Origin of the sequence: Rothia uropygioeca, from assembly GCF_004136585.1 — a bacterium.
Lineage (GTDB): Bacteria > Actinomycetota > Actinomycetes > Actinomycetales > Micrococcaceae > Rothia.
The window spans coordinates 95235-115631 of the sequence record NZ_NOIR01000002.1 but is presented as its reverse complement, the minus strand read 5'-3'; the positions used below and the strand labels follow the sequence as shown (position 1 = coordinate 115631).

Here is a 20397-nt window from a genome sequence, read left to right as displayed (position 1 = left end):
AGCCACCACGGGGAGAAGTAAGTAAGCTAGGGAAAGTCTCACATTGTTTTTCATGGTTCGGGGGCGCCCCGGTCCGCTCAGATCGGGACGCTCTACCTCGAAATTCTTAGCAGTAGTTCCAATATGCCTTGTCAATGGCATACCATCTTGACGGCGCAGAGACCTTAGCCCAATGTCCAGCAGGTGTATTGCCCGACTTCGCCACAAAGGTCCCCTTCGCCGTGCTACCGTGACATCGCCCGTGATACAGGTAATCTGAGAACACCCCTCCACCGCTTACTCCGTGACCCCAATAGCCTCCGCGGACATGATCGGTGGCCTGGGCGGCAGCCACTGCACCGAAGGCGAGCACGGTCTCCGTTGCGACAGAAATAATCTTCCTCTTCATGATGTCCCCTTGAAGACAAAAGATTAGAATACAAATGACTTAACTCACGTCCGCGCGAACGCATCAACGGTAGTAAGCGCACACTCATGAAACGTCGAGTTAAATTTTCAAAGAGCTTTAATGCGCCTTACTATATTTCACTCACCCTGAATCATTATTTCGACTTTGATTAGTACAAATATGCCTGCCCGGCTTTGAGCAAGCGCCCAATCGCCCGCAGGGGTTAGCCGCCAAGCCACAACTAACCACGGATACGCCCCCGCAACCCCATCACTCTCCCCGAATCCACAACCAATCCCCCTCCCGACCAACCCCCGAAGCGGCGATTTTGAACAGATTCCGCATCCAGACGCCACACCAAACTGCCACTTCGACCATTCGCCACCGCCACCGTCCGCATCGACACGGCATAAAACCCCACCGCACACCCCTTGACTTCACGCCCGTGATCCAGTTCACTGTTCAGAAATGGAAACTAAGTTTCACTATGCGAAACGTAGGAGGCGACCATGAGACTCGCGGAGTTCAATGAGATCGACCCCGTCACCGCGCGAGCGACCATCGCTCCAGCCCTCGACATCCCCCGGTGGGTCGAGGAGGTCGCGGCGGGCCGCCCGTATGGCTCGGTGACCGAGGCCATCGACGTCGCCCGCGACGCCGCCCACCCGTTCACCGACGCCGAGATCGATCGCGCCCTCTCCCATCACCCGCAAATCGGTGAGCGGGACGAAACGGAATCTGAGGAGGCCAAGCACTCCCGGTCGGAACAGGCCGGGCTCGGTGAAGCATCGGCGTCGACCATTGAGGCCCTCGCCGCCGGCAACCGGGTCTACGAAGATCGTTTCGGCCACGTGTTCCTGATTCGCGCCGCAGGTCGCTCGCACGAAGAAATCCTCTCTGAACTCCATCGGCGCCTGAACAACTCCCCCAAAGCTGAGCGCACGGAAGTCGCCGAGCAACTGCGCGATATCGCCGCCCTGCGCATCGAAGGAATACTGTCATGAGCTTCATTTCCGCCCACGTCCTCGACTCCGTCCACGGCTGCCCGGCCGCCGGTATCGCTGTGACGCTCCTCGAGGGCTCCGGCGAGAAGATCGCCACAGCAACCACGAACGAGGACGGCCGAGTCAACGACCTCGGCCCAGAGACCCTGGAGTCCGGCCATTACCGGATCATTTTCGCGACCGAACCATACTTCTCCGGGCAGGGCCTGGAGACGTTCTACCCGTTCGTCGCGGTGGATTTCACGGTACAGAAGCAACAGGGGCACTACCACGTGCCTCTCTTGCTCAGTCCGTACGCGTATTCCACATACCGCGGCAGTTGAACCAGGAGCCGACCCCTTGTCGACGATTGCCGATCCACCACACCCAACGAAAATGCAGCAGGAGCTGAACATCATGACCAACGTTGTCCTCGGAAAGAACCAGTACGGCAAGGCCGAGAACCACGTGGTGCGGGTCAACCGCGCCACGGACCGTCACACGCTGCGCGATCTCGTGGTCACCTCCCAATTGAGGGGCGACTTCGAAGCGGTGCACACCGAAGGCGATAATGCCCATTGCGTGGCAACCGATACTCAGAAAAACACAGTATTCGCGCTAGCCCAGAAGCACGACATCAAGAGTCCGGAGGAGTTCCTGAGCACGCTCTCGGACCACTTCACTTCCGGATTCGACTGGGTTTCCGGTGGTCGTTGGGCGGCCGAAGAGCACCTCTGGAATCGGATCAATGATCACGACCACTGCTTCGTTCAGAACAAGGACGAGGTCCGCACCGCGGTCGTCGTCACCGACGGAGAGAAGAAGACCGTGATCTCGGGGTTCAAAGACCTCACCGTGCTCAAGTCGACCGAGTCGGGCTTCGTCGGGTACCCCAAGGACGAATTCACCACGCTCAAGGAGACCGACGACCGCGTTCTGTCCACGGATATCGCAACCCGCTGGCGCTACAACACCACGGAAGTGGACTTCGATGCCACCTACGAGGATGTCAAGAACATCATCCTCGACAAGTTCACCGATCACTATTCTCGCGCCCTGCAAGAGACCTTGTACCTCATGGGCAAGGCCGTGATAGAAGCACACCCGGAGATCGACGAGATCAAGTTCTCCTGCCCCAACAAGCATCATTTCGTCTACGACCTGAGCTTCTGCGGTGAAGAGAACAACAACGAGACCCACTACGCCGCCGATCGCCCCTACGGGCTGATTGAGGCGACCGTGCAGCGCCAAGGCGCTCCCGAAGACGAGAATGCCTGGTTCGGCATCGCCGGCTTCTGCTGACCCCCGGACCCCAAGCAAAGTCCCCGCCCCTCTCCCCCGAACGACGGGGCGGGGACTCATCGCTCAAGGACCGACACTCAGGAAGGCTAACCCCATGTCGAGCAAGGTCACCGCCGAAGAACGCCCGCGGCCAGAGGACAAATACCTCGGCCTCGGTCCCAGCTTCGGCTATGGATTCCAACACGTATTGACGATGTACGGCGGCATCATTGCCCCGCCGCTGATCGTCGGCGGCGCCGCCGGACTGTCCGGAAGCGAACAGGCCCTACTGGTCGCGTGCTGCCTCTTCATCGGCGGACTGGCAACCCTGCTTCAGTCCTTCGGCATCAAATTCTTCGGATCCCAGTTGCCCCTGGTTCAGGGCACCTCGTTCGCGAGCGTGGCCACCATGACGGCGATCGTGAGCGGCGACGGAGGCATTCAGGCCGTTTTCGGCGCTGTCATGATCTCCGCTTTTATCGGCTTCCTGATCACGCCCTTCTTCGCCCGCATCATCAGGTTCTTCCCACCCGTAGTCACCGGCGTCGTGATCACGACCATCGGGCTGTCCCTGTTCCCTACGGCGGCTCAGTGGGCGATGGGCGGAGCAGACGTCGAGGCAACAGGAGATGCACCAACGATCGTCAAGAATGTATGCCTCGCGGGCGGCACACTTCTGATCATTCTATTGCTCTCCAAGGTGGGCAGTGCAGCAATATCGCGCCTGTCCATTCTTCTGGGCATCGTCTTGGGCACCGTCCTGGCCGTCGTGCTCGGCATGGCCGACTTCTCTGCCATAGGTGACGGCGCGATCTTTGCTTTCCCTCAACCCTTCGCATTCGGCCTTCCGACGTTCGACCTCGCGGCCGTCGTCTCTATGACCATTGTCATGTTGGTGATCCTGACCGAAACCACCGCCGACATTCTTGCGGTGGGTGAAATCGTGAATTCTAAAGTGGACCGTCGGCGAATCGGCGACGGCCTGCGCGCGGATATGGGCGCATCCTTCATCGCCCCCATTTTCAATGGTTTCACGCAGTCGGCCTTTGCCCAGAACGTTGGCCTGGTCGCAATCACCGGCGTGAAATCGCGATTCGTAGTCACAGCCGGAGGCGCGATCATGCTGGTCCTCGGCCTGCTCCCCATCCTGGGGCGAGTGGTCTCAGCGGTTCCCCCGCCCGTCCTGGGCGGCGCAGGAATCGTTCTGTTCGGTACGGTGGCCGCGTCGGGCATCCGCACGCTCAGCACGGTCAAGTACGAGGGCACCTCGAACCTGATCATCGTTTCCGCTTCCCTCGGCGTAGGCCTGCTGCCCGTCGTCAAGCCGGACATCTACAGCGGATTCCCAAGCTGGTTCGAAACCATTTTCCACTCGGGCATCAGCTCGGCCGCCGTCGTCGCCGTTCTGCTGAACCTGCTGTTCAACGAACTCAAGTTCGGAAATCCACCTGCCGGTGAGGGGTCCGTGTTCGCTTCGGCGCCTCCGAGGTACGTCCCCTTCGAAGCCCTCGAACAGCTTCGAGGCCGCCTCCACGAGGGGGACGTCGTCAAGGACGGGAAGATCCTGGACGCGGATGGAAACGAAGTCCCGTGCATTACAGCTTCCGGCCAGGTCGTCGATGCCCCCGCGATGGACAACATCACCGAGGCCGCATCAGAGGAACATTGAGCACAAACGACACAACGACGACGCGGGCCCATTCGGATGCGGGACCGCGTCGTCGTTCTCTTGTGCCCGCACTCAGCCGGCACGTCCGCCAGCCGGCCGACCCCCAGGGCGTCGGCGGACAGGGCCCGTCAGCGAGATTGTGCGAACTGGCTAGAGAGTTCCTGGGCCGCGTCCCGCAGGAGCGGGACGGCTCGCTCTCCGAAATCCCAATCGACTCTGGAAACGGGTCCGGATACGGAGATAGCGGTGGGGGTGGGCGCCTCGGGCAACGCCATCGAAAAGCAGCGGACCCCGATCTCCTGCTCTTCGTCATCGATCGCGTAACCCCGTTCGCGGATCTTGGCCAGATCCGCGAGCAGTTCATCCATGGTGCCGAGACTCTTTTTGGTGGGCGTGGGCATCCCCATCGTCGAAACGATCGAGATCACCTGGGACTCGGGCAGCGTTGCCAAGATGGCCTTGCCGACGCCGGTGTCGTGGGTGTGCGCTCTGCGCCCGACCTCCGTGAACATGCGCATCGAATGCGAGGACTGCGCCTGCCCCACGTATACGACCATGTGTCCGTCCAGCACAGCCATATTGGCGGACTCCCCCAAGCGGTCCACGAGCTTCTTCAGGACCGGCTGGGCGTATGCGCCCAATTGCAAACTCGCGGTGTATCCGAGCCGGATCAGCCCGGGGCCCAGAGCATAACTGCGATTGGGAAGTTGCCGCACGTAACCCAGGTACACCAAGGTCCGGAGCAATCGGTGGATCGTCGGCAGAGGCAATTCCGCTTTGCCGGCCAGCTCGCTGAGCGAGGATTCGCCGCCGGAACTGGTGATGATGTTGAGCAGGTCGAAAACTCTCTCGACGGACTGAACACCGCCCGTACTCTTTCCTTCTGTCATTGTGCCTCCTCGTGGTGGTTACCGCGCACTGTGTGGTTCTCCTGGCTGGGCGCCGCATTGGCGCCGTGGTTCCGGCCTCGGTCGCGGTGCGCCGAACCTCCGGCGTGGAAGGCGCCGGGTCGGCAGTCTAAGAATCATATTTCAACAAAGCCTTGTCATGCGTCACATCGTACATTTAGGATTCACTTAATGGAATTGTTTTTCCACAATACGGATTTAGTGCCGGAACCGTCATCCGGTACGTCACGGAAGGAAATATTCAGATATGCCCGCTCCCAGCCCCGGATATTCCATGGTTCTCCGCCTCGAAGCACCCGCTTCGTTCAACTCCACCAGTGAGATCACCGCCGCCGCCTCTGCTGCAGGTGCCCAGGTCACCGCTCTGGACGTCGTGGAGTCACGTCCGGACAACGTGATCGTCGACATCAGTTGCAATGTCTCCAACGCGGCCCACCGCGACGAGGTGCGGGACGCTATCAACAATCTCGACGGCGTCGCGGTCCACCACATCTCCGACCGCACCTTCCTGATTCATTTGGGAGGCAAGATCGAGGTGACCCCGCGCGTTTCTCTCCGCAATCGTGACGATCTGTCGCGCGCCTACACCCCCGGCGTCGCCAGGGTGTGCACCGCGATCCACGAGAATCCGGAAGACGCGCGCAGCCTGACGATCAAACGCAATACCGTCGCTGTGGTTACCGACGGAACCGCGGTGTTGGGTCTCGGCGACATCGGTCCTGCCGCAGCCCTGCCGGTCATGGAAGGCAAAGCCGCCCTCTTCAAGGCGTTCGCCGAGGTCGACGCGTGGCCCGTATGCCTGGACACCAAGGACACCGAAGAGATCATCAGTATCGTCAAGGCCTTGGCGCCGGTCTACGGCGGGGTGAACCTCGAAGACATTGCAGCCCCGCGCTGTTTCGAGATCGAAGCCCGTCTTCGCGAGGAACTGGACATTCCCGTGTTCCACGACGATCAGCACGGCACCGCGATCGTCACCCTGGCGGCTCTGTACAACGCGCTGCGCGAGGTCGACAAGAAGATTGAGGACATCAAAGTCGTCGTCTCAGGCGTTGGCGCCGCAGGAAACGCCATCATCCAGTTGTTGCTCGCCAACGGCGTGGCCAACGTGATCGCCTGTTCCCGCAACGGTGCCATCCACGCCGGCGAGGACTACACCGACCCACACCGAACATGGCTCGCGGAGAACACCAACAAGAACGGATTCAGCGGGTCGCTCAAGGATGCTGTGGCCGACGCGGACGTCTTCATCGGCGTCTCGGCGCCCAACCTTCTGACGGGCGACGACATCGCGACCATGGCCGACGGTGCCATCGTCTTCGCGATGGCCAACCCGGACCCCGAGGTGGACCCGACCGAAGCCGCCGAGCACGCCGCCGTCGTCGCAACCGGCCGCAGCGACTTCCCGAACCAGATCAACAACGTCCTCGCGTTCCCCGGCCTGTTCCGAGGCCTGCTCGATGCAGGAGCGTCAGACATCACTCAGAACATGCTCGTTGCGGCAGCGAAGGCGATTGCCGACTGCGTGGACGAGGAGGAACGGAATCCGAACTTCATCGTTCCAAGCGTCTTCGACCCCAATGTGGCACAGGCCGTGGCCGATGCCGTCGAAACCACCGCACGGGGCGAATCAGGGCGCTGAGACTAGCCCGCCCCAGCCGCCAGCAGATACATCGAGAGCCCAGGAGGCAAACATGACCATCACTCACAACACGCCGGACAATCTGGCCGTCGCGGACGAGATCCTCACCGACGAGGCCCTCGCATTCGTCGAAGCCCTCCACGAGAAGTTCGCGGATCGTCGCGAAGAACTCTTGGGAGCCCGAGAGACGGATCGAGAGAGGGCCGTGGCCCGGGGCTCGTTGGATTTTCCCGAGGAGACACGTCAAGTCCGCGAGAGCGAGTGGAAAGTGGCTCCGGCACCGGAAGCGCTGCGCGATCGCAGGGTCGAGATGACCGGGCCCGCGAGTCCACCCAACATGGCCATCAACGCGCTGAACTCAGGAGCCAAAGTGTGGCTCGCAGATCTTGAAGATGCCGCGAGCCCCAGCTGGTACAACCAGATCGACTCGGTCGCGAACCTGCGCGACGCGGCGCGGGGAACTCTCCGCTTCACCTCGTCGAAGGGCAAAGAGTACACGTTGCGCGAGGACCAGCCCAGAGCCGTGGTCGTTGTCCGCCCACGCGGCTGGCACCTCCCGGAGAAGAACATCACGGTCAATGGAAAGACCGGCTCCGGTTCCCTGACCGACTTCGGGCTGCACTTCTTCCATACCGCGCAACAGCTGCTGGAGAACGGCCACGGGCCGTACTACTACCTGCCCAAAATGGAGTCCTATCTCGAGGCTCGACTCTGGGAGGACGTTTTCACCTTCGCCGAGGAATACCTCGGCCTCGACCACGGCACCATCCGAGCCACGGTTCTCATCGAGACGATTCCCGCCGCGTTCCAGATGGACGAGATCCTCTACGAATTGCGCGATCACGCGTCCGGGCTGAACGCGGGACGCTGGGACTACTTGTTCTCGATCATCAAGTACTTTCGAGACGCCGGTCAGGAGTTCATCCTGGCCGACCGTTCCTCGGTCACCATGACTGCGCCCCTGATGCGTGCGTACACCGATCTGCTCGTGCAGACCTGCCACAAGCGGGGCGCATTCGCAATGGGCGGGATGGCAGCTTTCATTCCGTCCCGCAAGGACGAAGAGGTCAACCGAGCAGCCTTCGAGAAAGTCCGCAACGACAAGACCAGGGAGGCCCACGACGGTTTCGATGGCTCATGGGTCGCGCACCCTGACCTGGTTCCGGTGTGTCAGGAAGTATTCGACGACGTCTTGGGCGAGAAGCCCAATCAGGTGGACCGGCAGCGGCCCGATGTTAAGGTGACCGCCGAGCAACTGTTGGACGTCCCATCCGCAGGGAACCAGCGCACCGAGGCCGAGCTGAACGACAACCTGTACGTCGCGATCCGGTACATCGCGGTGTGGCTTTCCGGTAACGGCGCCGTGGCAATCCACAACCTCATGGAGGATGCCGCCACCGCGGAAATCTCACGCTCCCAGGTCTGGCAGCAGATCAAGAACGGCGTAGTGTATCACGACACAGGCAACACCGCGACTCAGGACCTGGTCTCGACGGCGCTGGACCGACAGCTCGAAGTGCTGCGCGGCGAGATCGATTCCGAGAAATACGAGAAATGGTTCGTGCCAGCGGGCAAGCTGATCCAGGACATGGTCCTGCGCGAGGACTACCCGGACTTCCTGACCCTTCCCGCCTATGAGCTGATGGAAGGGATCAAGTGAGTCGCCGCACCGCCATGGCAGATTCGGAGTCGGACGAGGTAGGCAGCCTCTCAGGGGACTTCACAACACGGGCCGACCATTTGCTCGCGGGCACGGACTCCGATCTGGCCCGTTTCTTCCCGGGCGATTCCGGCGCCCGCCAGCCCGTCCACACGTGCTATGTTCCCGCCGACCTGGTCACCGAACGAACCCCCGCCGAGTGGGGGCGCGCAGCTCTACGAGCTGCGGAGGAAGCCGGCGGACTCGAATCCCTGGCCGAACTCGCGGGAATCGACAGGACCCACGCGCGCGACGTCGTCGACCGGGTGGCCGCGAAACTACGGGCTGAACCGATCGAGGACCTTCGTCTGGACCTGGAGGACGGGTTCGGCGACCGACCGGATGCGCAAGAAGATGCCGCGGCCGCAGAAGCGGCTCGGACCGTCGCACGATTCGCGTTCAACCGTCACCACGGTTCGGCCCCGGCCCCAGCATTCACAGGCATCCGCTTCAAGAGTTTCGAGTCGACCACCCGGGCACGAGGACTGAGGTCCCTGGACCTGTTCCTGACCACGTTGGTGCAGTCGGGTGGGCTCGAGGAGGCCGGCGTGAGCGCGGACGGGCTCCCGCCCGGCCTGGTGCTGACGTTGCCCAAAGTATCGAGCGTGGAGCAGGTGCAGGTCATGGTCGAAGCGTGCCAAGCACTCGAGGATGCCTTGGGACTGCCCGCTGGCCGCCTGCACTTCGAGATCCAGATGGAGACCGCACCCATGATCTTGGGTCTGGACGGAAGGTGCCCAATACCGGACATGCTCCATGCGGCCGAAGGACGCGTGACCTCCTTGCACTACGGCACGTACGACTATTCCGCCTCGCTCGGCATATCCGGCGAATTCCAGTCCCTGGATCACCCGGCCGCCGACTACGCCAAAGCAGTCATGCAAGTGGCCGTGGCCGGAACCGGTGTACATCTTTCGGACGGCTCGACCAACCAATTGCCGGTGGGCGAGGCCGACCAACGCAGGCAGGCCTGGGCCCTGCACGCGCGCCTGGTCCGCCGCTCACTCGAGCGCGGCTATTACCAAGGCTGGGACTTGCACGCCCATCAATTGCCCACGCGCTTCCTCGCCAACTACGGGTTCTATCGGGAAGCATTCGCCGACGCCCTCCGACGCCTCGTGGCCTATGCCGGACGGTCCGTCCCCGGCATCCAGGCGGCAGACGTCGCCGATGAACCGGCGACCGCGCGAGCACTTGCTGTCTATGTACGGCGGGGGCTCCTCTGCGGCGCGGTGAGCGAGGACGAGCTGCGTGAGGTCGGACTTGATTCAGAGACGCTCCGTTCCGCCGCCTCCCCGGGTTCCGAAGAGGCACCACAGACAGGAGTAGCACGATGACCGATCGCAATTACTGGGCAACCCGAGGAGGCCATCCTCCCCAAACCGATCTCCTGACCGACCGGGCCATGTTCCGGGAATCCTATGCTGTCATCCCCCGCGGTACCCAACGCGATATCGTCGCCTCCGTCCTGCCGTTCTGGGACAAGACACGCCTGTGGGTTCTTGCGCGACCACTCACGGGATTTGCCGAGACGTTCTCCCAATACCTAGTGGAGGTCTCTCCCGGGGGCGGATCGGACCGGCCAGAAGAAGACGTTGATGCCGAAGCCGTCTTGTTCCTCATGGAAGGCAATCTCGAGCTGTCACTTGCAGACGGACGCCACGCGCTGAACTCGGGCGGTTACGCATTCATCTCTCCGGGCGAAACATGGGCGGCTCACAATCGCGGCACCGATGCGGCGCGCTTCATGTGGATCCGCAAACGGTATCAAGAGGTTCCAGGGATCGAGAGGCCGACGTCGTTCGTGACCAACGAGCAGGACATTGACCCCACACCGATGCCGGGCACAGAGGGACGCTGGGCCACGACCCGTTTCGTGGACCCAAAGGATATGCGACATGACATGCATGTAACCATCGTGACGTTCCAACCAGGCGGAATCATCCCGTTCGCGGAAACCCATGTGATGGAACACGGTCTCTACGTGCTCGAGGGACAAGCCGTCTACCGACTCAACGAAGACTGGGTCGAGGTTCAAGAGGGTGATTTCATGTGGTTGCGGGCGTTCTGTCCGCAGGCCTGTTATGCCGGTGGCCCCAAGCCTTTCCGTTACCTCCTGTACAAAGACGTCAACCGTCACGCGCCCCTCACCCTGGGAGGCCACACGGGCCGCTGAGCTCACGATGGTCATCCCGGACAGCCCACGCACCACTCCAACGCCGTCGTCGGGCAGCACACGTCGCTGCCCCACGGCGGCGTCGTGCTTTAAGAGGCTCCGTCCTCAGTGATCCCGCACTGAAGAAAATCCACAAGGACGGTCGAGATTATTCGGTTGACGCACGTCACATCGTAACCTAGGGTTTTCATACAACAGAAGTTAGATTCCGTATCCCGAAAGTTTGGATTCGACGGAGATCCCTACCGCACAGGAGGAACACCGTGAACTACACCGTCAACGCGTCGATCTTGCTGACCGACCTACCCCTCAAGGATCGCCCGCAGGCCGTAGCCGACGCCGGATTCACCCGCGCCGAGTTCTGGTGGCCATTCCCGACACCGACGCCCTCGAATTCCGAGATCGACGAGTTCGTGAATTCCCTCGAAGCCGCAGGGGTTCAGCTGACCGGCCTGAACTTCTACGCGGGCGACATGCCCGGAGGCGAGCGCGGCGTCCTGTCCCAGCCCGCACGGGCCGAAGAGTTCCGCGCCAATATCGAACCTGTCCTGAAGATTGCTCGAGCAACCGGGTGCACAGCGTTCAACGCGCTGTACGGCAACCGCGTGGACGGCGAGAATCCGGCCGCCCAGGATCGCTTGGGCGTCGAGAATCTGCGGCAGGCGGCGGACGCCGTGGCCCAGATCGACGGTGTTGTCCTGCTCGAACCGGTCTCCGGCACCGAGGCGTACCCGCTCAAGACAGCGGCGGATGCGCTGTCCATCATCGAGAAGGCCGGACGAGACAACATCAGGCTGCTCGCGGACTTCTACCACCTGGCCGCCAACGGCGACGACGTCGCGAAGGTCGTCGAGGAGCACGCCGCGGACTTCGGTCACATCCAGATCGCGGACCACCCGGGCCGCAATGAGCCGGGCACGGGGAAGCTGCCCCTTGAAAAGTGGCTCGAGCGCTCCGCCGAGCTCGGCTACGACGGCGTCGTCGGCCTGGAGTACAAGGCATCCCACAACGACCCGTTTGCGTGGTTGCCGCGCGAAAGCCGGGCCTGAACCTTCGAACCCTCAACCGACACCGCAGAACCTTTAAGGAGAACGATATGACCAAGATTGCAGTCATCGGATTGGGCATCATGGGCCTCCCCATGGCGAAGAACCTCGTGAACGCTGGGCACGACGTCGTCGGCTACAACCGCTCCCCCGAGAAAGCCGAGAAATTGGCCCAGGCCGGAGGAGCCGCCGCAGATTCCGTAGCCAAGGCGGTTACGGGAGCCGAGGTGGTCATCACCATGGTCCCGGACTCCCCCGACGTCCAGAGCGTCGTCGAGGGCGATGACGGTGTGTTCGCCCACGCGGCTCAGGGCGCGCTGTGGATTGACGCCTCGACGATCCGTCCGGATGTGGCCGGCTACCTGGCCCACGCGGCCCGCGAGGCCGGCCTGCGCCCGTTGGATGCCCCGGTCTCCGGAGGTGAACAGGGCGCGGTCGACGGGGTTCTGTCCATCATGGTCGGCGGCGAGGAGACCGACTTCGAGGCTGCCCAAGAGGTCCTCAATGTGGTCGGCAAAACGATCGTGCATGTTGGTCCCTCGGGTTCAGGACAGACCGTCAAGGCCGCCAATCAGCTGATCGTGGCCGGCAACATCGAGCTGCTGGCCGAAGCTGTGGTCTTCCTCGAGGCCTACGGCGTGGACACGGACGCCGCACTGAAGGTACTCGGCGGCGGTCTGGCGGGCTCGAAGGTCTTGGACCAGAAGGGCCAGAAAATGCTGGACCGCAACTTCGATCCCGGATTCCGTCTGGCCCTCCACAACAAGGACATGGGCATCGTCACGGCCGCGGCTCGAGAGGCTGGCGTGACCATTCCCCTCGGCGGTCTCGTGGCCCAATTGGTCACCGCCCTGGTCGCGCGCGGCGACGGAAGCCTGGACCACTCGGGGCTGTTCCGACTCGCCAACGAATTATCAGGCCGCGACAAGAAGTAGTCCCGACGCCTGCGGGCTGCGGGGAACTGAACAGAATTCAAGGAGAACATCATGAGCAAGATGCGTACGGTGGACGCCATCGTCTTGATCCTCGAGAAGGAGAACGCGACCGAAGCGTTCGGTCTGCCCGGCGCGGCGATCAACCCTCTTTATTCAGCGATGCGCGCCCACGGCGGTATCCGCCACACCCTGGCCCGCCACGTCGAGGGTGCCTCCCACATGGCCGAGGGTTACACTCGCGCGGCTGCGGGCAACATCGGCGTCTGCATCGGCACCTCCGGGCCGGCAGGAACGGACATGATCACGGGGATGTATTCGGCATCGGCCGACTCGATTCCGATTCTGTGCATCACCGGGCAGGCTCCGGTCGCCAAGCTGCACAAGGAGGACTTCCAGGCGGTCGACATTTCGTCCATCGCCGAACCGGTCACCAAGATGGCCATGACCGTCTTGGAGCCCGGGCAGATCCCTGGCGCGTTCCAAAAAGCTTTCTATCTGATGCGTTCGGGCCGGCCCGGTCCGGTTCTGCTCGATCTTCCTCTGGACGTTCAGCAGGCGGAAATCGAATTCGACATCGACCTGTACGAACCGATGCAGGCCAGCCGTCCGGCGGCAACCCGCGCCCAGGCCGAAAAGGCCCTGGACATGCTCTTCGCTTCCGAGCATCCTCTGATTGTCGCAGGTGGCGGGATCATCAACGCCAATGCCTCTGACAAGCTCGTGGAGCTCGCCGAGCTGTTGAGCGTGCCGGTGGTCCCCACCCTCATGGGCTGGGGAACCATGCCGGACGACCATCCCCTGATGGCCGGCATGGTCGGGATACAGACGTCGCACCGCTACGCCAACGCGACCTTTCTCGAGTCCGACTTCGTTCTGGGAATTGGCAATCGCTGGGCCAACCGACACACAGGATCCATCGACAAATACACCGACGGCCGCACTTTCGTGCACGTGGACATCGACCCGACCCAGATCGGTCGCGTCTTCGCCCCGGACCTCGGCATTGCCTCGGATGCCGGGGCCGCCTTGGACGTCCTCGTCGAGGTCGCCCGCGACCGCAAGGAGCAGTTCTCCGTGCCCGACTACGAGGTGTGGGCCAAGGAGTGCGCACATCGAAAAGGGCAGATGCAACGCAAGACCCACTTCACCGAAACTCCCATCAAGCCCCAGCGGGTCTATCAGGAGATGAATTCGGCCTTCGGCACGGACGTCACCTACGTTTCGACGATCGGGCTCTCACAAATCGCCGGGGGCCAGTTCATGCACGTCTACGGACCGCGACGTTGGATCAATGCCGGTCAGGCCGGCCCCTTGGGCTGGACCTGCCCCGCGGCACTCGGAGTGGTGCGCGGCCAACCCGGTCAGACCGTTGTCGCCCTGTCCGGTGACTACGACTTCCAGTTCATGATCGAGGAGCTTGCGGTGGGCGCGCAGTTCAACCTGCCGTACGTCCACGTGGTCGTCAACAATTCCTATCTTGGTCTTATCCGCCAATCCCAGCGCGGATTCAAGATGGAACAGAATGTGTCCCTCGCCTTCGAGAACATCAATTCTCCGGAGACCCAGGGCTACGGCGTGGACCATCTCAAAGTCGTCGAGGGACTTGGGTGCAAGGCCATACGCGTCACGGACCCCGAGAAGCTCCATGATGCCTTCACATCGGCGAAGTCGCTGGCCCAAGAGCACCAGGTCCCGGTGGTCGTGGAAGCCATCCTGGAGAAGATCACCAATATCTCCATGGGCACCGAGCTGGACAATGTGACGGAGTTCGAGGAGCTGGCCGAGAACGGAACGGACGCGCCCACGGCCATTTCGGTCATGGACTGACCGTCCGATACCAACACCATCGGGTGAGCCGCGTGTCTGTCGGATTCCACGCAGATCCGCGGCTCGCCCCAGAATTCTCAGGGAGGTAACGGTGCGAATCGTGGTGGCACCTGACAAGTTCAAGGGGTGTGTGACGGCCCGTGAGGCGGCCGAGCACATCGCAGCGGGAATCCGCGAGGCCAGGCCGGATGCAGACCTCGTCCTGCTCCCCGTGGCCGATGGCGGAGAAGGAACCCTCGACGCCGCCGTGGAGTCCGGCTACACGCTCCACGAGGCGACGGTGACCGGGCCGGTGGGCAGCCGCGTGTCCGCGGCGTGGGCGCGCCGTGATGACGAGGCGGTGGTCGAGATGTCCCTGGCCTCGGGATTGGCCGTGCTGCCGCACAACGCCACGGGCGAACCGATTCTGGCGCCACGCGAGGCCACGAGCCGGGGCACCGGTGAATTGATCGCCGCAGCGCTGGATTCCGGATGCACAAGAGTCATCCTGGCTGTGGGCGGCAGCGCCACCACAGATGGCGGTGCGGGCATGATCGCGGGACTGGGTGCCCGGTTACTGGACGCTTCCGGCAATGAACTGCCAGACGGCGGTTCATTCCTCGCGAATCTGGCGACGATAGATCTCGCCGGCCTGCACCCGCGAATCAAGGAAACCGAGTTCGTACTGGCAGCGGACGTGGACAACCCGCTGACCGGCAACCGTGGGGCCGCGGCAGTCTTCGGTCCGCAGAAAGGCGCGACCAAGAAGGACGTCGCGGACCTCGACTCCGCCCTCGGCGTCTTCCGGGACAGGCTCGCGGAAGCCTTGGGCAAGTCCGCTCGACGGGCCGCGGGCTCGGAAGGGGCCGGTGCGGCAGGCGGCGTGGGCTACGCCGCCCTGACAGTACTCAAAGCCACACGAAGGCCCGGCATCGACGTCGTCCTCGATTTGGTTTCCCTCCACGACGCTGTCGCCGAGGCAGACTTCCTGATCACCGGAGAGGGAAGCTTGGACGAACAGAGTCTCGCCGGAAAGACACCCCTTGGCGTACTGAAGGTCGGGCAGGACCACGGGGTCCCCGTGGTGGCGGTATGCGGTCGCACCACTTTGCCGTGGCGCATTCTGCACGAGACAGGATTCCACGCGGTTTATGCCTTGGCCGGGCTTGCACCGGATGCCCCGACCTCGATCCGCGAGGCACCCCGGTTTCTCCACAAGGTAGGGAGAACGGTCGTCACGGAACATGGCATGGCTCGGGCCGAACCGTCCCCCAATAATCGGCCCTGACAAGTAGTTTTAGTCGGGACGACGTCCGACGTCCCCTCTCACGGAAGGATTCCATCATGAACGCACATCCCAAGCGCTCCACGCCACGCGGTCCGGATCGAGCCGATGAACGCACAGATACAGAGTCCGATCGTGAGCGGTGGGCGGTAACGCCTGAAGAGAACGCCAAAAAGGCCGCCCAGACCGTTCGGAGCAAGATCGAGAATTCCGCCTCAGAGCCAGAACCGCAGAACTCACCGCACGACGTCGCCCAGGAGAATTCCCAGCGTTCGGTGACCGACGGTCGTCAGTCCGATTTCGGTTCCGCGCGCGCGGAACAGATCAAACTTGCCAACAGGGCCAATAACCCTGAGCGAGTGCGGGAGCTGATACGCGCGTACAAGTCCGAGCACAACTTCGATGACGTCGAATCGGAAGACATGAACCGGGGCGCCGCCACAGCGGACCGGCAGTCCCGGTACGACCTTGTGGTACGCGGCCGCCAGGTCTCGTGCGGCGATCATTTCGCCCCTCGAGAGATCGCGGTCAAGGACGGAAAGATCGTGGCGATCGAGCCGCTGGGGGCGAACCTCAACGGGACGCGTGTGGTCGAGCTGGAGGAGGACGAAACCCTCATCCCAGGCCTGGTGGACACTCACGTTCACGTCAACGAGCCTGGTCGCACCGATTGGGAAGGGTTCGCGAGCGCTACGCGGGCGGCCGCCGCCGGTGGCGTGACCACAATCGTGGACATGCCGCTGAATTCCGTGCCCGCCACGGTCAACGCTGCGGCACTCGAATACAAGAGGTTGTTCGCCCAGCGCAACGTATTCGTGGATGTCGGGTTCTGGGGAGGGGCCGTTCCCGGAAATAAAAAGGATTTGCGCACCCTTCACGACGAGGGCGTATTCGGTTTCAAGTGTTTTCTGCTGCATTCAGGTGTGGACGAGTTTCCTCACCTCGATGCGGATGAGATGGAAGAGGACATGGCCGAGGTCAAGACGTTTGACTCGTTGATGATCGTTCATGCCGAAGACTCCCGGACCATCGACAGGGCTCCGAGTCCGAATGGGGACGTCTACGACAGGTTTCTGAAGTCCCGGCCTCGTGGTGCGGAGAACATCGCGATCGCCGAGGTCATCGAGCGCACCCGCTGGACCGGTGCCCGCTCGCACATCCTGCACGTCTCCTCCTCCGACACGTTGCCTATGATCGCTTCTGCCAAGCGCGATGGCCTGGATATCACCGTAGAGACCTGCCCTCACTATCTGACTTTGCTCTCCGAGGAGATTCCGAACGGCGCCACCGCCTTCAAGTGCTGTCCACCGGTGCGTGAGGTGGACAACCGGGAGAAGCTGTGGGAAGGCCTCGTGGACGGGACCATCGACTTCATCGTCTCGGACCATTCGCCCTCGACGCTGGCGCTCAAGGACCTCGGCAATGGCGACTTCGGCGTCGCATGGGGCGGAGTTTCGTCCCTGCAGTTGGGTCTGTCCCTGATCTGGACCGAGGCGCGGCGGCGCGGGATCCCGTTGGCGAAGGTCCTCGAGTGGATGTCCCGGAGGCCGGCCGAGCGTGTGGGTCTTCGGTCCAAAGGTCGTCTGTCCCTGGGCTACGATGCAGACTTCGCGGTTTTTGCGGCGGACGAGAGTTACGTCGTGGATGCCGCCAGGCTCAATCACAAGAACCCGATCACCCCCTATCAAGGCAAGGTAGTCTCGGGGAAGGTCCGCAAGACGTTCGTCGGGGGCAAGCTCGTAGACTACAAAACCCCGACCGGCAGACTGATCAACCGCGGATCCGCGTGAGTCTGCGCTGCGAACGCTAGGCATCGACGCCGGCTAGCTACCGAAACAGACAAACCATCAATCATCAGGAGAAAGCATGTCACGCGAACTCGTTCCCGGCGATCCCGCCCCCGCCCTCGAACTTTCAGCCCACGATGGAAGTACCGTGAACCTCGGTGCCCAAGGCGGAAGCGACGTGGTGGTGTATTTCTTTCCCAAGGCTTTCACCCCCGGGTGCACCAGCGAGGCCTGTGATTTCCGGGACAACCTGGCTGCCCTCAAGGGTCGGGTCTACGGGGTCTCCGGGGACAGCCCCGAAGAATTGGCGCGCTTTGCCGAGGAGTACAGCCTGCCGTACACGCTTCTGTCCGACCCGGATCACGCAGCTGCCCAGGAATGGGGCGCGTGGGGTGAGCGCACTATCAATGGTGAGACTTCCGTTGGTCCCTTGCGATCGACCTTCGTGATCGACGCGGCCGGGAAGATCGTGCGGGCCGAATACCGTGTCGATGCGGAAGGTCACGTGGCCCGGTTGGTGTCCGAGCTGCAAGGGTAACCGGGCACGTAGGTCTACGGGAGGCTACCTGGTTCGTAGCGTCTCTATGGATTCCTGTGTCCGCGACGGTTCTGCAGCACGACGTGGTTGCCAGTCTCTGCCCGCGGGCCAGGAGAGGCTGAATACGCTGTGAATGCAACCGATCACCGCCGCAATATCCAGTCCGGTTCTCCTGGAGCATTTTATGAATCCAAGTATTCGTGGGACGGAACGGTGAGGCAATGGCTGTACAAACAGGTGGGCCGGAACGAGAATATCGGCACGAGCCAAACACCGCGCAGGACTTCACGCCTATTGCGAGAGAAACAACCGGCACCAAGGATGGCATCGAGATGACTTCAGGAACACCATGGGACATCGAGGCCTACGACGTCGAGACATATTTGGACCAGATCGGCGTGGCCGGTGCATACCGAGCGCCTCTCAACCTGGAACTAGTGAGTCGAGTCCACAGCGGTCACGTTCGGACGTATCCGTTTTCCAATGTCCAAGTGCTCCTGGGTGATCATCCCGGCGTGACGGCACATGCAGTGCAGCAGTCCATGGTGGAGCATCAACGTGGCGGTTATTGCTTCGAACATTCGCAGCTTTTCGCGGGTGTCCTGCAGCGATTGGGTTTCTCGGTGGAGCTCTTTCTTGGACGCGTGCATGCACCCGATAACTCGCGAACGCATCTGAGCGTTGTCGTCACTTTGGACGATCATAGCTACCTGTGCGACCCAGGCTTCGGTTTCAGTCTGCGCGAGCCGATGCTCATTTCCGAGAACAACGAGCACATCGAAGGCGACCGTACCTTCACTCTGATCAAACATGGCTCGGCCGCGTCTGAGGTTGGGGAACTCCGGCGCGATGGCGAGCCTCAGCATTTCACGGATCGGCTGCCGGTGCTACCCGTTGATGTCCGCTCAGGCCACTTGGTCACATCCACCGCTGGCTTCGGGCCGTTCACTGATCATCTTATGGTGATGCGACATACCGCCGAAGGCCACGTCACCGTCACCGAAGAGGCTCGAACCATCCGATCTGCCGGGCAAAGCACGCGGAGAGAAAAACTGGACCCGGTGGATACCGCCTCCGCTGTGGAAGCACTGGGCGTGCACATGACCTCTTACGAGAAGGAAAGACTGGCGGAGAGGATCACAGACATGCAACACCGACCGGGGGCGCCCTCGACTCGGAAGGAGATCTAGAGCGCGCAGACGGCAGATGCCTCCCGAATCGGCCAAGGCACTCGCGCCCCGTACCCTCGACGATTTCAATCAGGTGAACTCTCGGTGAGAATGGTGGGACGACCTGTCCTCACGATGAATCGAAGTTCTATGAAAGACGCACTGTTGCTGATCGATCTCCAAGCCGGATTCTTTACGTCCGAGACCCTGAAATTGGCTCGAAAGAATCTTGTCGAAGCTTCCAACAAACTCATAGCAGCAGCTAGGGACAACGGAGTCCCTGTTTTCCTCATCACGACCGAACACAGCCGAGATCGGTCCACATGGACCCTCAACATGCTCGACGACGACCAGGGTTATCTCTTCCACAACGACCCCTCGGCAGAGCTGGTCGAGGGACTCGACACTAAGGACGTGACCCGGGTCGAGAAGACCCGTGACAGCGCCTGGTTCGGCACCGACTTGGACTTGAGGATAAGGAACCTTGATGTTGATCGCGTGGTGGTCGCGGGGGTTTCCACCCATGGATGCATAGCTCAAACGGTGCGGGACGCGTACGCACGAAATATTCGGACGGCAATTGCCAGCGATGCCATAGCGGATGATCGTGAAAGCTACCAGGACATCATGCTGGAGCAACTCGTCGATGACCGGCAGACCCAGTTGCACGCCGTGGACGAGGTCATACAGATGTGGGCGTCCGATCACTGAGCGGACATCAGCGGCCCTGAAACTTACAGAGCGAACGATGGCCCCGTGCCTCTGGCCTCGTCATCCAAGATGGTTTCGAGAACCCGATGATCACGTACTACAGCACTTTACTGTATTGAGGATCTCCGAGGCCGCGACAAATCACTGTGAGCAGCATTATTTTCCCCTCTGGTTTCCGGCGTGAACCGTATAGTAACCAAAGTGGATCTAACCCTGCACCCAGGCACATTCTGTTTCTATTGTGTACTCAGCAGATGAAATCAGAATTGGCTCACTACGTGGTATTTCACGGGCCTGAACAGCGGAATCCGCGATATCATCGAGAGGCACAATCGGCGAATTGCCGGTAACATGACGCCGACAACGGGCGGGCG

Annotated in this window: 18 protein-coding genes; 16 read left to right on the top strand and 2 right to left on the bottom strand. The window is 61.9% G+C overall.

Annotated features, from left to right (window positions below; genetic code table 11):
• Positions 1-106: 106 nt before the first annotated feature.
• Positions 107-388, bottom strand: coding sequence for a lactococcin 972 family bacteriocin (locus tag EWR20_RS13125; protein ID WP_129359525.1), 282 nt, complete (start codon positions 386-388; stop codon positions 107-109).
• A gap of 509 nt (positions 389-897) precedes the next feature.
• On the opposite strand from EWR20_RS13125, the gene uraD reads away from it, so the two are divergent.
• The 4 genes from uraD to EWR20_RS04830 all read left to right on the top strand — a co-directional run bounded on the left by uraD (position 898) and on the right by EWR20_RS04830 (position 4321).
• The gene (gene uraD / locus EWR20_RS04845; RefSeq protein ID WP_129359524.1) at positions 898-1392 is read left to right on the top strand and encodes a 2-oxo-4-hydroxy-4-carboxy-5-ureidoimidazoline decarboxylase; all 495 of its coding nucleotides are present in this window, start codon (positions 898-900) and stop codon (positions 1390-1392) included.
• On the top strand, positions 1389-1715 hold the full coding sequence (gene uraH / locus EWR20_RS04840; protein ID WP_129359523.1) for a hydroxyisourate hydrolase: 327 nt from the start codon (positions 1389-1391) through the stop codon (positions 1713-1715). The genes uraD and uraH overlap by 4 nt, the downstream gene beginning before the upstream one ends.
• Positions 1716-1788: 73 nt before the next feature.
• Positions 1789-2673, top strand: coding sequence for a factor-independent urate hydroxylase (gene pucL, locus EWR20_RS04835; RefSeq protein WP_193553879.1), 885 nt, complete (start codon positions 1789-1791; stop codon positions 2671-2673).
• Positions 2674-2767: 94 nt separating this feature from the next.
• On the top strand, positions 2768-4321 hold the full coding sequence (locus EWR20_RS04830; protein ID WP_129359521.1) for a nucleobase:cation symporter-2 family protein: 1554 nt from the start codon (positions 2768-2770) through the stop codon (positions 4319-4321).
• Between the two features lie 128 nt (positions 4322-4449).
• Here the strand turns inward: EWR20_RS04830 and EWR20_RS04825 are convergent, their stop codons facing one another.
• Positions 4450-5211 carry an IclR family transcriptional regulator gene (locus EWR20_RS04825; protein WP_129359520.1) on the bottom strand — a complete coding sequence of 254 codons (762 nt, stop codon included), beginning with the start codon at positions 5209-5211 and terminating at the stop codon, positions 4450-4452.
• Between the two features lie 265 nt (positions 5212-5476).
• Between EWR20_RS04825 and EWR20_RS04820 the strand changes: the two genes are divergently transcribed.
• From EWR20_RS04820 to EWR20_RS04765, 12 genes are all read left to right on the top strand, one after another.
• Complete coding sequence (locus EWR20_RS04820) at positions 5477-6871, top strand: NAD-dependent malic enzyme (protein ID WP_129359519.1); 1395 nt, start codon at positions 5477-5479, stop codon at positions 6869-6871.
• 52 nt (positions 6872-6923) lie between these two features.
• Positions 6924-8531 (top strand): malate synthase A, encoded by a 1608-nt coding sequence (aceB, locus tag EWR20_RS04815; protein ID WP_129359518.1) that lies wholly within the window; start codon positions 6924-6926, stop codon positions 8529-8531.
• A gap of 14 nt (positions 8532-8545) precedes the next feature.
• Entirely contained in the window at positions 8546-9907 is a 1362-nt protein-coding gene (locus EWR20_RS04810) for a DUF6986 family protein (protein ID WP_129360112.1), read from the top strand.
• Positions 9904-10746, top strand: a complete 843-nt coding sequence (locus EWR20_RS04805) for a bifunctional allantoicase/(S)-ureidoglycine aminohydrolase (protein WP_129359517.1) — start codon at positions 9904-9906, stop codon at positions 10744-10746. The genes EWR20_RS04810 and EWR20_RS04805 overlap by 4 nt, the downstream gene beginning before the upstream one ends.
• Before the next feature lie 263 nt (positions 10747-11009).
• Positions 11010-11795 (top strand): hydroxypyruvate isomerase family protein, encoded by a 786-nt coding sequence (locus tag EWR20_RS04800; RefSeq protein WP_129359516.1) that lies wholly within the window; start codon positions 11010-11012, stop codon positions 11793-11795.
• Positions 11792-12727, top strand: coding sequence for a 2-hydroxy-3-oxopropionate reductase (locus tag EWR20_RS04795; RefSeq protein ID WP_255411257.1), 936 nt, complete (start codon positions 11792-11794; stop codon positions 12725-12727). Before EWR20_RS04800 ends, EWR20_RS04795 begins: the two co-directional genes overlap by 4 nt.
• A 51-nt stretch (positions 12728-12778) precedes the next feature.
• Complete coding sequence (gene gcl, locus EWR20_RS04790) at positions 12779-14554, top strand: glyoxylate carboligase (RefSeq protein WP_129359514.1); 1776 nt, start codon at positions 12779-12781, stop codon at positions 14552-14554.
• Positions 14555-14645: 91 nt separating this feature from the next.
• The gene (locus EWR20_RS04785; RefSeq protein ID WP_129359513.1) at positions 14646-15821 is read left to right on the top strand and encodes a glycerate kinase; all 1176 of its coding nucleotides are present in this window, start codon (positions 14646-14648) and stop codon (positions 15819-15821) included.
• Positions 15822-16240: 419 nt separating this feature from the next.
• Positions 16241-17608: an allantoinase AllB gene (allB, locus tag EWR20_RS04780; protein ID WP_129360111.1), complete on the top strand. Its 1368-nt coding sequence runs from the start codon at positions 16241-16243 to the stop codon at positions 17606-17608.
• Positions 17609-17684: 76 nt separating this feature from the next.
• The gene (locus tag EWR20_RS04775) at positions 17685-18143 is read left to right on the top strand and encodes a peroxiredoxin (RefSeq protein WP_129359512.1); all 459 of its coding nucleotides are present in this window, start codon (positions 17685-17687) and stop codon (positions 18141-18143) included.
• A 332-nt stretch (positions 18144-18475) separates the two neighbouring features.
• Positions 18476-19333 (top strand): arylamine N-acetyltransferase family protein, encoded by an 858-nt coding sequence (locus EWR20_RS04770; protein WP_165000957.1) that lies wholly within the window; start codon positions 18476-18478, stop codon positions 19331-19333.
• A 129-nt stretch (positions 19334-19462) separates the two neighbouring features.
• Positions 19463-20023 (top strand): cysteine hydrolase family protein, encoded by a 561-nt coding sequence (locus EWR20_RS04765; protein ID WP_129359510.1) that lies wholly within the window; start codon positions 19463-19465, stop codon positions 20021-20023.
• Positions 20024-20397 lie beyond the last annotated feature (374 nt).